Genomic DNA, 13,791 nt, shown 5'->3' with positions numbered 1-13,791 from the left:
ATGGAAGTTCTTTCCGTCGCGTCGGAAGTCTTTCCGCTGATCAAGACAGGGGGCCTCGCCGACGTGGCCGGCGCCCTGCCGGCAGCGCTGAAACCGCACGGCGTGCGCATGCGCACGCTGATGCCGGGCTATCCGGTCGTCATGCAGAAGCTCAGGAAGCCGCAAAAGGTCGGCGGCTTCAACAATCTCTTCGGCCATCCGGCCTCGATCCTCGGCGTCGATCATCAGGGTCTCGACCTTCTCGTGCTCGACGCGCCGGAGCTGTTCGATCGCGATGGCGGCCCCTATGTCGACAAGCGCGGTCTGGACTACCCCGACAATTTCCGCCGCTTTGCCGCCCTTTCGCTGGCAGCCGCCGAGATCGCCGCGGGACTGCTGCCGAGCTGGAAGCCGGACCTGGTTCACGTGCACGACTGGCAGGCGGCGCTGACACCGGTCTATATGCGCTTTGGCCCGGCCCATGGCATGCCGGTGGTGCTCACCATCCACAACATCGCTTTCCAGGGCCAGTTCGGCCCGGAGGTCTTCCCCCAGCTTGCCTTGCCGCCGGAGGCCTTCTCCGTCAACTTCGTCGAGTATTTCGGCGATGTCGGCTTCCTCAAGGGCGGCCTGCAGACGGCGAACGCCATCACCACCGTCAGCCCCTCCTATGCCCAGGAAATCCTCACGGCTGAATTCGGCATGGGCTTCGACGGCCTTCTGACGGCCCGCCTTTCCCACCTCAGCGGCATCGTCAACGGCATCGACACCGATGTCTGGAACCCGCAGACCGACCCGCATATCGCCGCGAATTACGGCCCGACGACGCTGAAGAAGCGCGAGATCAACCGCAAGGCCCTGTCGGAGCATTTCGGCTTCGACAATGCGCCCGGCCCGATCTTCTGCGTCGTCAGCCGGCTCACCTGGCAGAAGGGCATGGACGTGCTCGCAGAGGTGATCGACGACATCGTCGACAATGGTGGCAAGCTTGCCGTGCTCGGCTCCGGAGATGCGTCGCTCGAGAGCGCCTTCCTGACCGCCGCCGCCCGCCATCCCGGTCGGGTTGGCATGGTCACCGGCTATAACGAGCCGCTGTCGCACCTGATGCAGGCAGGCGCCGACGCCATCCTCATCCCCTCGCGCTTCGAGCCTTGCGGCCTTACCCAGCTCTACGGCCTGCGCTACGGCTGCGTGCCGATCGTTGCCCACACCGGCGGCCTTGCCGACACGATCATCGACGCCAACGAGGCAGCGCTTGCGGCACGCGTCGCCACCGGCTTCCAATTCTCGCCCGTTTCTGCTGCAAGCTTGCGTCAGGCGCTTCGGCGCGCGTTCGCTGCCTACCGGCAACCGAAGGTCTGGGCCCGCCTCCAGGCCCAAGGCATGAAATCAGACGTCTCCTGGGATTCGAGCGCGCATCGCTATGCCGATCTTTATTCCAGTCTTCTTGCGAAAGGCTAAGACCCTATGATCATCACCGTACAAACCACGCCCTATCTGGACCAGAAACCCGGAACCTCCGGCCTGCGCAAGAAGGTGCCGGTTTTCGAGCAGAAGAACTACGCCGAGAATTTCATCCAGTCGATCTTCGATTCGCTCGACGGCTTCAAGGGCGACACGCTGGTGATCGGCGGCGACGGCCGTTACTACAACCGCGAGGTCATCCAGATCGCCATCAAGATGGCGGCCGCCAACGGCTTCGGCCGCGTGCTGGTCGGCCGCGGCGGCATCCTGTCGACGCCCGCCGCCTCCAACGTCATCCGCAAATACAAGGCCTTCGGCGGCATCGTGCTGTCGGCCAGCCACAATCCCGGCGGCCCGACCGAGGATTTCGGCATCAAGTACAATATCGGCAATGGCGGCCCGGCCCCGGAAAAGGTGACCGACGCGATCTTTGCCCGCACCAAGACCATCGACACCTACAAGATCGTCGATGTTCCCAACGTCAATCTCGATATCGAGGGTAGCCAGGACGTGGCCGGAATGGAGGTCGTGGTGATCAACCCGGTCTCCGACTATGCCGATCTGATGGAAAAGCTGTTCGATTTCCCGGCGATCCGCCGTCTCCTGTCGAGCGGCTTCCGTATCGTCTTCGACGCCATGAGCGCCGTGACCGGCCCCTATGCCAAGGAAATCCTCGAAAACCGCCTCGGCGCCGCCAAGGGCTCGGTGCTCAACTTCGTCCCGCTGCCCGATTTCGGCGGTCATCATCCCGACCCGAACCTCGTCCATGCCCGCGCCCTTTATGAAGAGATGATGGGCGAGGACGCCCCCGACTTCGGCGCCGCGTCCGACGGCGACGGCGACCGCAACCTGATCATCGGCAAGGGCATCTTCATCACCCCGTCCGACAGCCTTGCCATCCTCGCGGCCAATGCCACCTGTGCCCCGGGCTATTCCAGGGGTCTTGCCGGCATCGCCCGCTCCATGCCGACCAGTGCGGCCGCCGACCGCGTCGCCGAAAAACTCGGCATCGGCATGTACGAAACCCCGACCGGCTGGAAGTTTTTCGGCAACCTGATGGACGCCGGCATGGTCACCATCTGCGGCGAGGAAAGTGCCGGCACCGGCTCCAACCACGTGCGCGAGAAGGACGGCCTCTGGGCGGTGCTGCTGTGGCTCAACATCCTTGCCGTGCGCATGGAAAGCGTCGCCGAGATCACCCGCCAGCACTGGACCACCTACGGCCGCAACTATTATTCGCGCCACGATTATGAAGAGGTCGATACGGACGCCGCAAACGGCCTGATGCAGGCGCTGCGCGACCAGCTTGCCACCCTGCCGGGCAAGAGCTTCGGCGCGCTCACGGTCGAAACCGCCGACGACTTTTCCTATAGCGATCCGGTCGACAAGTCGGTCAGCAGCAACCAGGGCATCCGCATCCTGTTCGAAGGCGGCTCGCGCGTCGTCTTCCGCCTGTCGGGCACCGGCACTTCGGGTGCAACGCTGCGCGTCTATATCGAACGCTACGAACCGGATGCCGACCGCCACCACTTCGAAACGCAGGAAGCGCTCGCCGACCTCATTGCCGTCGCCGACGAAATCGCCGGCATCAAGCAGCGTACGGGTCGGACGGAACCAAGCGTTATTACCTGAGCGGATGCCTCACGGCTTTTCCAGCCCCATGTCAACAGCACCCTTTGCGCGTCGTGTTTGACGCGCAAAGGGGAGATCGGCTTTCCGGACGGGAGAGGTCCGCCGAGTGATGCCGGCCTGCCAGTCCAGGACCTCGACGCCGCCACAAAGACCGCGTCAGCCGCGTTTGTGCCGAAACCTCTCGAGATGTGCCTGCAACGGGCTCGGACCATTCAAGCCGGAAACGGCGACGCCTCTGGCCCCGGACCCAGGATTGCAGCCTTACTTGGCCGCTTCCCAAAGACGTGGTTCGCCTTGGCGTGAAAGGCAAAAATATTCATTCTGATCGATAGAGAGGCATGAAGTTTAGAATATTCATTTATTCTTAAGTATGAACCCCCAGAATTCAGGTCATCGAGAGTGACACTTGTCACGGCCGTTTGGAGCGCACTTTCCACCCCGTGACGATTTTGGAGGACGATATGTTGGGATTTGGCGCAGGCTCGGATGCCAAGGCTGTACTGGAGGCGATGAGCAAATCTCAGGCGATCATCGAGTTCAAGCTGGACGGAACGATCATCACGGCGAACGAGAATTTCTGTCGCGCGCTCGGCTATCCGCTTTCGGAGATCGTCGGCAAGCACCACCGGATCTTCGTCGATCCTGCGGAAGTCGCAAGCGCGGACTACCGCGAATTCTGGGCAAAGCTCGGGCGCGGCGAGTTCGATCGCCGGCAATACAAGCGCATCGGCAGGGATGGCGGCGAAGTCTGGATCGAGGCGTCCTACAATCCGGTGTTTCGCGGCGGAAAACCCTACAAGGTCGTGAAATTCGCCACCGATATCACCGCACAGAAGCTGAAGGCAGCCGAGGATAGCGGCAAGCTCGAGGCCATTTCCCGCGCCCAGGCGATCATCGAGTTCACACCGAAGGGCGATATTCTTACCGCCAACGAAAACTTCCTGACAACGCTGGGCTATCAGCTGTCGGAAATTCAGGGCAAGCACCACGCGATGTTCTGCGAGCCCGGCTACACGAGCAGCGACGAGTATCGCGGGTTCTGGGCCAGGCTTGCCTCCGGCAAGTTTGTCGCGGATGAATTCCTGCGGATCGGCAAGGGCGGCAAGCGGGTCTATATCCAGGCGTCCTACAACCCAATTTTCGACATGAACGGCAAGGTGTTCAAGGTGGTGAAATTCGCCACCGACGTCACCACACGGGTGGGCAATGTTGACCAGTTGGCGAGCGCGCTGAACGCCCTGTCCGATGGCGACCTGACGCAGGCGCTCGATACACCGTTCCTGCCGACCCTGGAAAAGCTCCGTGTCGACTTCAACAGCGCCTCCTCGAAGCTGCGCGGCACGTTGCAGACGATCTCGCAGAATGCCGGTGCGATCGCGGCGGCATCCCAGCAGATCCAGTCGGCCTCCAACGACCTCTCGAAACGCACGGAACAGCAGGCGGCCTCGGTGGAGGAGACTGCCGCGGCACTCGAGGAAATCACCACCACCGTCGCCGACTCGAGCAACCGCGCCGAGGAAGCCGGGCAACTGGTGCGCAAGACCAAGGAAAATGCCGAGCATTCCGGCAATGTCGTCGGTCAGGCCGTCGAGGCCATGGGCAAGATCGAGAAGTCGGCGGGTGAAATTGCCAGCATCATCGGCGTTATCGACGAGATCGCCTTCCAGACCAACCTCCTGGCGCTGAATGCCGGGGTCGAGGCCGCCCGCGCCGGGGATGCCGGAAAGGGCTTTGCCGTCGTCGCCCAGGAGGTCCGCGAACTGGCCCAGCGCTCGGCCAAGGCAGCAAAGGAAATCAAGGAACTGATCAACGCCTCCAACGAGCACGTCAAGAGCGGCGTCACCCTGGTCGGCGACACGGGCAAGGCCTTGCAGCAGATCGTCTCCCAGGTCGTCCAGGTGGATGGAAACGTCGGCGCGATCGTGGAGGCTTCCAAGGAGCAGGCCACTGGCCTCAAGGAAATCAATACCGCCGTCAACACGATGGATCAGGGCACGCAGCAGAATGCGGCAATGGTCGAGGAAACGACGGCCGCCGCCCACAGTCTTGCCCGGGAGGCCGAGCAATTGTTCCAGCTTCTCGGCGAGTTCAACATCGGCTCGGGAGCTGCGACGCATCGCACTGCACCGGCGCCGGCCAGCCAGCATTCACGCCCTGTCGCATCCCCGGCGCGTCAGATGACGGCCAAGGTGGCCCAGGCATTCAACGGCAATGCGGCGCTCAAGGGCGGCGACAGCTGGGAAGAATTCTGATGGCGAAAGCGCAACACCTGGCCGGTCTCGTCGGCGATCAGATGGAAATCATCGCGTTCCGCCTGCAAGGGCAGGAATTCTGCGTCATGACCAGAACCATCCGCGAAATCCGTGGATGGTCACCCTCGACGCCGGTTCCGCGTTCGCCCCGCGAAATGCTTGGCGTGATGAACCTGCGGGGCCTTGTCATTCCGGTCATCGATCTGGCCACCAAGCTGGGAATGCCGGCAACGTCGCCGAATGAACGCAGCGCGATTGTGGTGGCGGAGATCCACACCATGATCGTCGGCTTTCTGGTGGATCAGGTTTCCGATATCTTGACGGTCAATGGCAGCCAGATCCAGCCTATTCCGGATGTTGTCACATCCTTCAATGGAAGCTTTTCCGATGGCATCATCACCCATGAAAACGGCATGATCTGCTTTCTCAATCTGGCCAGGATGTTTCCGGCAGACGAGACGCAATCCTACGCGGCTTAGATTAAATCAGACGCATTCTGCGGGGGTTAAAGAAAACATCCCGCTCATCCCCGCTTAAAACCTGTGGCGATGCCGTCCGTCGTCGGCTGCCCCGCGAGGACGGCAACGTCCCACCTCCCATTGGGGTGGCGAAGCAGTCACGGAAGCATGCGGGGCTCCGCCGCGAGGGCAGGGTGAAAACAATCCACTTGCAACGCGGCTCAAAGCAAGGACAAATCGCGGGGCATACCAGGCTGGTATCAAATCTTCGTTCCCGCCAGACCAATCCCAAGGTGACCCGATGCCTTCTGCGACTGCTCCCCTTCCCCTCGGCGCCACCATCGGAGCCGAGGGCACGGCTTTTGCAGTCCACGCCCCGGCCGCCGCGGGCATCGACCTCTGCCTCTTTGATGAAACCGGCGAGCGCGAGCTGCGCCGCCTGCCGATGCAGCGCGGCGAGGACGGCGTCTACAGCCTGACGCTCGCCGATGCACCGGCCGGTACGCGCTACGGTTTTCGCGCCTCGGGCACCTACGCGCCGGATCAGGGCCTGTGGTTCGATCCCGCCAAACTGCTGGTCGACCCCTATGCCCGCGAGCTCGACCGCCCCTTCCGCTACGATCCACGCCTGTCCGTGTTCGGCAACGATACCGAAGATCTCGTGCCGAGGGCGATCGTCACGGCACCGGTGACGGCGCAACTGGCTGCACCGCTTTTCCAGGCCGGCGGCCTGATCTACGAAGTCGCCGTCCGCCCCTTCACCCGATTGCATCCGGACATTCCGGAGAACCTGCGCGGCACGGTCGCAGCGCTGGCGCATCCGGCTGTCATCGCCCACCTGAGCCGCATCGGCGTCTCCGCCGTCGAGCTCATGCCGATCACCGCCTGGATCGACGAACGCCATCTGCCGCCGCTCGGCCTCACCAACGGCTGGGGCTACAATCCGATCGCCCTCATGGCGCTCGATCCACGCCTCGTGCCCGGCGGCATGACGGAACTGCGCGATACCGTGGCGGCCCTGCATGCGGCAGGCATCGGCGTCATCCTCGATCTGGTCTTCAACCATTCCGGCGAGAGCGACCGGCTGGGCGCGACGCTCTCGATGCGCGGCCTCGACAACCACACCTATTACCGCCACGCCGAAGGGCAGCCCGGCGAACTCGTAAACGATACCGGCTGCGGCAATACCATCGCCTGCAACCACCCGGTCGTGCGCCGCCTGATCCTCGACAGTCTCCGCCACTTCGTCCGTTCCGCCGGCGTCGACGGCTTCCGCTTCGACCTCGGCACCATCCTCGGGCGGGACATGAACGGCTTCCACAGCGATGCCGCGCTGTTGACGGAAATGCTGGCCGATCCGCTCCTCATGGACCGCATCATGATCGCCGAACCCTGGGACATCGGCCCCGGCGGCCATCAGCTCGGCAATTTCCCGGCCCCCTTCCTCGAATGGAACGATCGCGCCCGCGACGACCTGCGCCGCGCCTGGCGCGGCGACCGGCACGTGGTCGGCGATCTGGCAACCGCGCTGGCCGGCTCCTCCAGCATCTTCTCGCGGGCCGGCGGCACGCAAACGCGCAGCGTCAACTTCATCGCCGCCCATGACGGCTTCACGCTGATGGACCTCGTCTCCTATGCCGGCAAGCACAATGAGGCCAACGGCGAAAACAACCGCGACGGCCACAACGAAAATCACTCCTGGAACAATGGTGCCGAGGGTGCGACAGATGATCCGCAGGTCCTCGCCTTCCGACGCCGCGACGTCATGGCCCTGCTCTCGACCTTGTTTGCCACGCGCGGCACGGTCATGCTGACGGCCGGCGACGAGGCCGGCCGCAGCCAACACGGCAACAACAACGCCTATTGCCAGGACAACGAGATCACCTGGCTCGACTGGACGGCACTGGATGAGGACCTCATCGCCCATACCGCCACCCTGTCGCAGATCCGCCGGCGCTTCGACGTCTTCCGGGAGACCGCCTTCTTTACCGGAAACGGCGATGTCGAATGGCTGAGACTCGACGGCCAACCGATGACCGTCGGCGATTGGGAAAGCCCCGCCACCGACAATCTGACGATGGTGCTTGCGACCCGCGACGTCGTACAGAACCGAAGCACCCGCCTTGCCGTCGTCATCAACCGCAGCCATGCCCCGCACCCCCTCCATCTGCCTGCGCGGCAGGATGCCCGGTGGCAGAGCCTTTTGCCTGCGCAGGAGGCCGGCAACGGCATGATCGCCGCGCGAAGCGTCGGTTTTCACGTCGAAATTTTACAGGCCTGAACCACGCAACCGATTGCCGTTTTTCAAAAGAGCGGCATATAGAAGGCAGGGGGATGTTTTTGATCGGGAAAGAGAATGCCGCAGGAAATTTCGCTGTCTGACGTCAAGGACTTGGTCGGCAAGGAGATCGGGGTCTCCGACTGGATCACGGTGACGCAGAAGATCATCGACGGTTTCGCCGACGCCACCGACGACCACCAGTTCATCCACACCGACCCGGTGCGGGCGGCCGCAGAAACGCCCTTCGGCGGCACGATCGCGCACGGCTTCCTGTCGCTCTCGCTGTTGTCGGCGATGAACTACAATTGCCTGCCACGCGTGCGCGAGCAGACCATGGGCATCAATTACGGCTTCGACAAGGTGCGCTTCATGACGCCGGTGAAGTGCGGCGCGAAGGTGCGCGGCCGCTTCACCATGGCCGAAGCCCGCTTCCGCGGCGCCGGCATGCTGATGGTCACCTATGACGTCACCGTCGACATCGAAGGCGAGCGCAAGCCGGCGCTCACCGCCAACTGGCTGACCATCATCCAGTTTGACCCGAAGGACCGGCCAGCCGATGCCTGAGCGGGCGGCGACCGAAGAGGCGGTGCGTCTGGCTTTCACCCAGCAGGCAAGTGCCTGCCGGGGTCTCGGCTCCCCCTTCACCGCAAGTCTCTGCGCGCTTGCCGCCGAAAGGCTCTCCGCGAGTCATGCTGTCGGCGAAAAAATCCTTTCATGGACGGACGATCCCGCGCCCAGTGGCGCTTCGGTGCCGCTTCGCCTCGCCGGCGCGCTGCATGCCCTGGTACTCGCCGGTCTCGACCGCGCGCTCGCCGAAGTCTACCCGCCGAATAGCGCAGAACCGGACGACCTCTGGAACGCCGTCGAAAACGCCTGCCGCACCCATGCGACCTTCATCCTCGATCGCCTGAAATCGGCGCCGCAGACCAATGAGGTGCGCCGCTCCGCCGCCCTTCTTCCTGGTTTTCTGGTCATTTCCAGCCTGTTCGGCAAGCCGCTGGTGCTTTCGGAAATCGGTGCCAGTGCGGGCCTGAACCTGCAGTGGGATCGCTATGCCTACCGGCTCGGCGCCCTTGCCTGGGCCGCCGGGCCGTCGCCGGTGGTCATCGCGCCGGAATGGAAAGGCCCCAACCCGCCGAATGTGGCGGTTGATGTCGCCGGCCGCGCCGGCTGCGACCTCAACCCGCTGGATCCGGCCCGTGAAGAGGACGCCCTGCGGCTCCTCTCCTACATCTGGGCCGACCAGACCGATCGGCTGGACCGCACGCGGCTCGCGCTGGCCATCGCCGCCGCGCATCACCAGACCGTTGAAAGGGCGGACGCCGTGGCCTGGCTGGAGCAGCGCCTTGGACAGGTTCACGCAGATCGGGTCCATGTGATCTACCACACCATCGCCTGGCAGTACCTGCCGCACCCCTTGCAGAAGAAGGGCGAAGCGCTGATCAGCATGGCGGGGGCGCGCGCAACGCCGGCCGCACCGCTGGCGCGGCTGCAGCTGGAAGCGGATGACCAGAAACACAGCGCCGCGCTGACCCTGCAGATCTGGCCGTCAGGCGAAAAACACCTGATCGGCCGCGCCGATTTTCATGGCCGCTGGGTGGAATGGACCGGCTGGCCCGGCCTGCATTGAGGCCGATCGGCTCCGGTATAGCGGCCAATGCCCCTCACCCTGACCGCGTGCGGGGAGAGGAGATGACCGAATTCGCCGCTTGTCCCTTCACCCGTTTACGGGGAGAAGGTGCCCGCCCTTACTTCTCAAACAAAGAAGGGCGGATGAGCGGCTCGCGGGCGGCGTGTTATAACCGGAACCCGCATAAGGCTGGCATGGCGATCAGTTGCCCGCATCCTCGGCAGCTTCATTCAGAAGCCCCGAAACGTAGGGTGCGAACGAGCGCCAGCACTCGACCCGGAACGTATCCTCGGCGGTGCGGAAGAGCACCACTTCCGCCTTGCCGAGAACGGTGCGCGAGCAGGCGCCGACCGGGAAGATGCCGAGCGACAGATCCTGCGGGCAGCCGCCATTGATCGCCACCTCGGCGCCGCGGCCCTTGACGATGACGGCGGTGTTGCGGTGGGAAATATCGGTCGCCGAATGGAGCGTGCCGCTCGATGCGACGGCGCCCATCATGTCGGCCCCGTTCTCGTCGATGACCAGCCACTCGTCCGGCCCGAGCCACAGCGCATGGCGGCCATGCGATGAAGCGGATGTTTTGGGCCGGGTGGGAAGCGACAGGCCGAGCGCGAGGGAAAGCGCCGCAACGGCGTCCGGCTTTGCCCGCAGCGACAGGCGGGTGGCCGGGGCTGCCGCCGAAAGGCTTGCAGCGCCAGAGCCGCCATGGAAGCCGGAAAGCGGCAGGGTACGGGTAGCGAGGTCAGCCCCAATCAGATCAGCCATTGATGCGGCCTCCTTCCTTGTCAAAGAACACCATTTCGCTCACCTCGACGGCGATCGTCCTGTCGGGCATCGGCACGTAGAGCGTCTCGCCGAGCCTCGCCTTGCCGCCGGCAACCAGCGCCAGCGCGATCGACCGGCCGCAATTCTCCGACCAGTAGGACGAGGTGACATGCCCGATCATCGTCATCGGCAGCGCCTGGTTCGGATCGGCAACGATCTGCGCGCCCTCCTCGAGCACAACCTTCGGATCCTTGGTCAACAGCCCGACAAGCTGCTTGCGGCCCTCGGCCACCAGATCGGGACGGCGCAGGCCGCGGATGCCGACGAAGTCCGTCTTCTTCTTGCCGACCGCCCAGCCGAGCGACGCATCGTCCGGCGTCACCGTGCCATCGGTGTCCTGGCCGACGATGATGTAGCCCTTCTCGGCGCGCAGGATGTGCATCGTCTCGGTGCCGTAGGCGCAGGCGCCCATCGGTTCAGCCCGCTCCCAGATCGCTTGCCAGATGGCCGGACCGAAATCGGCCGGCACGTTGACTTCGTAGCCGGCTTCGCCGGTGAACGACATGCGGAACAGCCGGGTCGGCACGCCGCATATCTTGCCTTCGCGAACGCTCATATGCGGGAAGGCTTCGTTGGAAAGATCGATGCCTTCGACCAGCGGCGCGATGATCTCGCGGGCCTTCGGTCCCTGCACGGCGATGACGGCCCACTGCTCGGTGGCCGACGTCAGCCAGACGTTCAGATGCGGGAACTCGGTCTGGAGATAGTCTTCCATGTGGTTCATGACGCGGGCAGCACCGCCCGTCGTCGTCGTCACGTGGAACCGGTCCTCGGCCATGCGACCGACGACGCCGTCGTCATAGACGAAGCCGTCCTCGCGCAGCATGATGCCGTAGCGGCAGCGGCCGGGCTTCAGCGTATCCCAGCTGTTGGTGTAGATCAGGTTGAGGAACTGCGCCGCATCCGGACCGACGACCTCGATCTTGCCGAGCGTCGAGGCGTCGAAGATGCCGGCGACCTCACGCACGGTCTTGCACTCGCGGTTGACCGCCTGATGCATGTCCTCGCCGGCGCGCGGATAGTACCAGGCGCGCTTCCACTGGCCGACATCCTCGAACACCGCGCCCTGGGCTTCTTCCAGAGCGTGCATCGGCGTCTTGCGGGTCGGGTCGAACAGCTCGCCGCGCGAATGGTTGATCAGCGCGCCGAAGGTTACCGGCGTATAGGGCGCGCGGAAGGTGGTGAGGCCGACCTTCGGAATTTCGCGGCCAAGCGTTTCGGCAGCGATCGCCAGGCCATGGATGTTGGACAGCTTGCCCTGGTCGGTCGCCATGCCGTTGGTGGTGAAGCGCTTGATATGCTCGATCGAGTGCATGCCTTCGCGCACCGCAAGGCGGATGTCCTTGGCACAGACGTCGTTCTGGAAATCGATGAAGGCCTTGACGGTCGTGTCCGGTCCGGCCCCTTCGGCCGCCCCCGCCATGCCGCCGGTCCAGGCGAAGGCGTTGCTGCCGTGAACCTCGATCTTCTGCGCGGCCGTAAAGCCCGATGCGTTCGACATCAGTTCGCCGGCCGCCAGCGATTCCTCGATGGTTGCCTGCAGGTCGTTGGTGCCATTGCAGGCGCCGACGGAAAGACAATCCTGCGCGTAGGTGCCGGGCAGGAAGCGCTGGCTTTCGTAATCGTAGGCGACCTTGCCGCGCGACTGCGAGAACATGTGCACCGACGGCGTCCAGCCGGCCGAGACCAGCAGCGCGTCGATGGCGATCGATCGGCCGCGGCCGCCGCCGTTGCGGGCAACTGACATCGACGAGACGCGCAGCTTGCCCGTGGTATCGACGACGGCGTGGCCGGCGAGAACCTCGATGCCGAGCTTGCGGGCTTCGGCCAGAACCGCCTCGCCCGGCTTCTCGCGGCTGTCGACGATCGCCGCAACCGTGATGCCGGCGCGCTTGAGGTCGAAGGCGGCCTCATAGGCGCTGTCGTTGGCGGTATAGACCCCGACCTTCTTGCCGACGGCAACGCCGAAATGATTGAGGAAGGTGCGGGCCGCCGACGCCAGCATGATGCCGGGGCGGTCGTTGTTGGCGAACACCATATGGCGCTCGATGGCGCCGGTGGCGATGATGACGCGCTTGGCGCGGACCTGCCAGAGGCGTTCGCGCGGCAGCTTCCTGTCGGGCTTGGCCAGATGTTCGGTGACGCGCTCCGTCAGGCCGACGAAGTTCTGGGCGTAGTAACCGAAGGCGGTCGTGCGCGGCAGGACGGTGACGTTCTCCATTGCGGCCAGTTCGGCAGCCGTCGCTTGAGCCCAGGTGAAGCCCTCGATCCCGTTGATGGTGACGCTCTTATCGTAATGCAGCGCACCGCCGACTTCCGCCTGCTCGTCGCAGATGATGACGCGCGCACCGGTCCTGGCAGCGGCAAGTGCGGCCGATAGGCCGGCGACGCCGGCGCCGATCACCAGCACGTCGCAATGGGCATAGCGGCTGGAATAGTGGTCGGTGTCGTCCTCGGTCGGCGAGACGCCGAGACCGGCGGCGGCGCGGATCCTGGGTTCATAGACGTGCTTCCAGGCCTGCTTCGGCCACATGAAGGTCTTGTAATAGAAACCGGCGGCGAAGAAGGGCGACAACAGGTTGTTGACCGCACCGACATCGAAGGAAAGCGACGGCCAGCGGTTCTGCGAAATCACCTTCATGCCGTCGAAGACTTCCTGAACCGTGGCACGCACGTTCGGTTGCTTGCGGGCAGCATCACGCTCGACGCCGATCAGCGCATTCGGCTCCTCGGCCCCTGCCGAAACGATGCCGCGCGGGCGATGATACTTGAAGGAGCGGCCGACGAGATGGACGCCGTTGGCGAGAAGCGCCGAGGCGACCGTGTCGCCTTCAAGCGCCGCGAAGCTCTTGCCGTCGAAGAAGAAACGCGCAGTCTTTGCAGGGGTGAGACGGCCTGCACCGGGGATACGATTGGCGCCGCTCATTTCGCGTTCGACTCCGTGGCTTCATAGGTTTCGACGGTGGCTTCGGTGGCCGGGCGCAACGTGCTGATATCGGGCTTCGGCAGGCCGGCCTTGTAGGTCGTCACGAACTTGTCGCTGACCGTGTCGCGGGCGGCGTTGAAGAAACGGCCGCAGCCGTTCAGGTGCCGCCAGCGCTCGTAGGTCAGGCCCTTGACGTTGTCGCGCAGGAAGAAGAACGCCTCGAATTCCTCGTCGGTCAACTCGGTGATGTTGGTCGGCCGGGCGATATGAGCATCGCCGGCCTGGCGGAATTCGAGCTCGGAACGCTCTTCCTCGCAATAGGGGCAATAGATCAGAAGCATGGT

At 64.2% G+C, this 13,791-nt stretch carries 10 protein-coding genes; 7 read left to right on the top strand and 3 right to left on the bottom strand.

The window, feature by feature from the left end; genetic code table 11:
- From glgA to JNB71_RS17750, 7 genes are all read left to right on the top strand, one after another.
- Positions 1-1,440: a glycogen synthase GlgA gene (gene glgA / locus JNB71_RS17780; protein ID WP_220373146.1), complete on the top strand. Its 1,440-nt coding sequence runs from the start codon at positions 1-3 to the stop codon at positions 1,438-1,440.
- Between the two features lie 6 nt (positions 1,441-1,446).
- Entirely contained in the window at positions 1,447-3,075 is a 1,629-nt protein-coding gene (locus JNB71_RS17775; protein ID WP_220373145.1) for an alpha-D-glucose phosphate-specific phosphoglucomutase, read from the top strand.
- A gap of 461 nt (positions 3,076-3,536) precedes the next feature.
- Positions 3,537-5,327: a methyl-accepting chemotaxis protein gene (locus JNB71_RS17770; protein ID WP_220373144.1), complete on the top strand. Its 1,791-nt coding sequence runs from the start codon at positions 3,537-3,539 to the stop codon at positions 5,325-5,327.
- Positions 5,327-5,806: a chemotaxis protein CheW gene (locus tag JNB71_RS17765; protein ID WP_220373143.1), complete on the top strand. Its 480-nt coding sequence runs from the start codon at positions 5,327-5,329 to the stop codon at positions 5,804-5,806. Before JNB71_RS17770 ends, JNB71_RS17765 begins: the two co-directional genes overlap by 1 nt.
- 280 nt (positions 5,807-6,086) lie before the next feature.
- Positions 6,087-8,066, top strand: a complete 1,980-nt coding sequence (gene glgX, locus JNB71_RS17760) for a glycogen debranching protein GlgX (RefSeq protein ID WP_220373142.1) — start codon at positions 6,087-6,089, stop codon at positions 8,064-8,066.
- Positions 8,067-8,141: 75 nt separating this feature from the next.
- Positions 8,142-8,630 carry a MaoC family dehydratase gene (locus JNB71_RS17755; RefSeq protein ID WP_220373141.1) on the top strand — a complete coding sequence of 163 codons (489 nt, stop codon included), beginning with the start codon at positions 8,142-8,144 and terminating at the stop codon, positions 8,628-8,630.
- A complete protein-coding gene (locus JNB71_RS17750; protein WP_220373140.1) occupies positions 8,623-9,696 on the top strand; it encodes a DUF2332 domain-containing protein in 1,074 nt (357 codons plus the stop codon). The genes JNB71_RS17755 and JNB71_RS17750 overlap by 8 nt, the downstream gene beginning before the upstream one ends.
- 201 nt (positions 9,697-9,897) lie before the next feature.
- Here the strand turns inward: JNB71_RS17750 and soxG are convergent, their stop codons facing one another.
- From soxG to JNB71_RS17735, 3 genes are read right to left on the bottom strand one after another with little or no spacing between them, the layout of a single operon-like run.
- Positions 9,898-10,461, bottom strand: coding sequence for a sarcosine oxidase subunit gamma family protein (gene soxG / locus JNB71_RS17745; protein WP_220373139.1), 564 nt, complete (start codon positions 10,459-10,461; stop codon positions 9,898-9,900).
- On the bottom strand, positions 10,454-13,447 hold the full coding sequence (locus JNB71_RS17740) for a sarcosine oxidase subunit alpha (protein WP_220373138.1): 2,994 nt from the start codon (positions 13,445-13,447) through the stop codon (positions 10,454-10,456). Before JNB71_RS17740 ends, soxG begins: the two co-directional genes overlap by 8 nt.
- The gene (locus tag JNB71_RS17735) at positions 13,444-13,788 is read right to left on the bottom strand and encodes a sarcosine oxidase subunit delta (RefSeq protein WP_220373137.1); all 345 of its coding nucleotides are present in this window, start codon (positions 13,786-13,788) and stop codon (positions 13,444-13,446) included. The genes JNB71_RS17740 and JNB71_RS17735 overlap by 4 nt, the downstream gene beginning before the upstream one ends.
- Positions 13,789-13,791 lie beyond the last annotated feature (3 nt).

It is taken from the genome of Rhizobium herbae (genome assembly GCF_019511375.1).
Taxonomy (GTDB): domain Bacteria; phylum Pseudomonadota; class Alphaproteobacteria; order Rhizobiales; family Rhizobiaceae; genus Pararhizobium; species Pararhizobium herbae_A.
This window is presented reverse-complemented; position numbering and strand designations above follow the sequence as displayed.

What these genes read in the sequence shown, in the direction of transcription:
- soxG (WP_220373139.1), bottom strand. Translation starts at nt 10,461, where the DNA reads ATGGCTGATCTGATTGGGGCTGACCTCGCTACCCGTACCCTGCCGCTT.
- glgA (WP_220373146.1), top strand. Translation starts at nt 1, where the DNA reads ATGGAAGTTCTTTCCGTCGCGTCGGAAGTCTTTCCGCTGATCAAGACA.
- JNB71_RS17735 (WP_220373137.1), bottom strand. Translation starts at nt 13,788, where the DNA reads ATGCTTCTGATCTATTGCCCCTATTGCGAGGAAGAGCGTTCCGAGCTC.
- JNB71_RS17740 (WP_220373138.1), bottom strand. Translation starts at nt 13,447, where the DNA reads ATGAGCGGCGCCAATCGTATCCCCGGTGCAGGCCGTCTCACCCCTGCA.
- JNB71_RS17770 (WP_220373144.1), top strand. Translation starts at nt 3,537, where the DNA reads ATGTTGGGATTTGGCGCAGGCTCGGATGCCAAGGCTGTACTGGAGGCG.
- JNB71_RS17775 (WP_220373145.1), top strand. Translation starts at nt 1,447, where the DNA reads ATGATCATCACCGTACAAACCACGCCCTATCTGGACCAGAAACCCGGA.
- JNB71_RS17765 (WP_220373143.1), top strand. Translation starts at nt 5,327, where the DNA reads ATGGCGAAAGCGCAACACCTGGCCGGTCTCGTCGGCGATCAGATGGAA.
- glgX (WP_220373142.1), top strand. Translation starts at nt 6,087, where the DNA reads ATGCCTTCTGCGACTGCTCCCCTTCCCCTCGGCGCCACCATCGGAGCC.
- JNB71_RS17750 (WP_220373140.1), top strand. Translation starts at nt 8,623, where the DNA reads ATGCCTGAGCGGGCGGCGACCGAAGAGGCGGTGCGTCTGGCTTTCACC.
- JNB71_RS17755 (WP_220373141.1), top strand. Translation starts at nt 8,142, where the DNA reads ATGCCGCAGGAAATTTCGCTGTCTGACGTCAAGGACTTGGTCGGCAAG.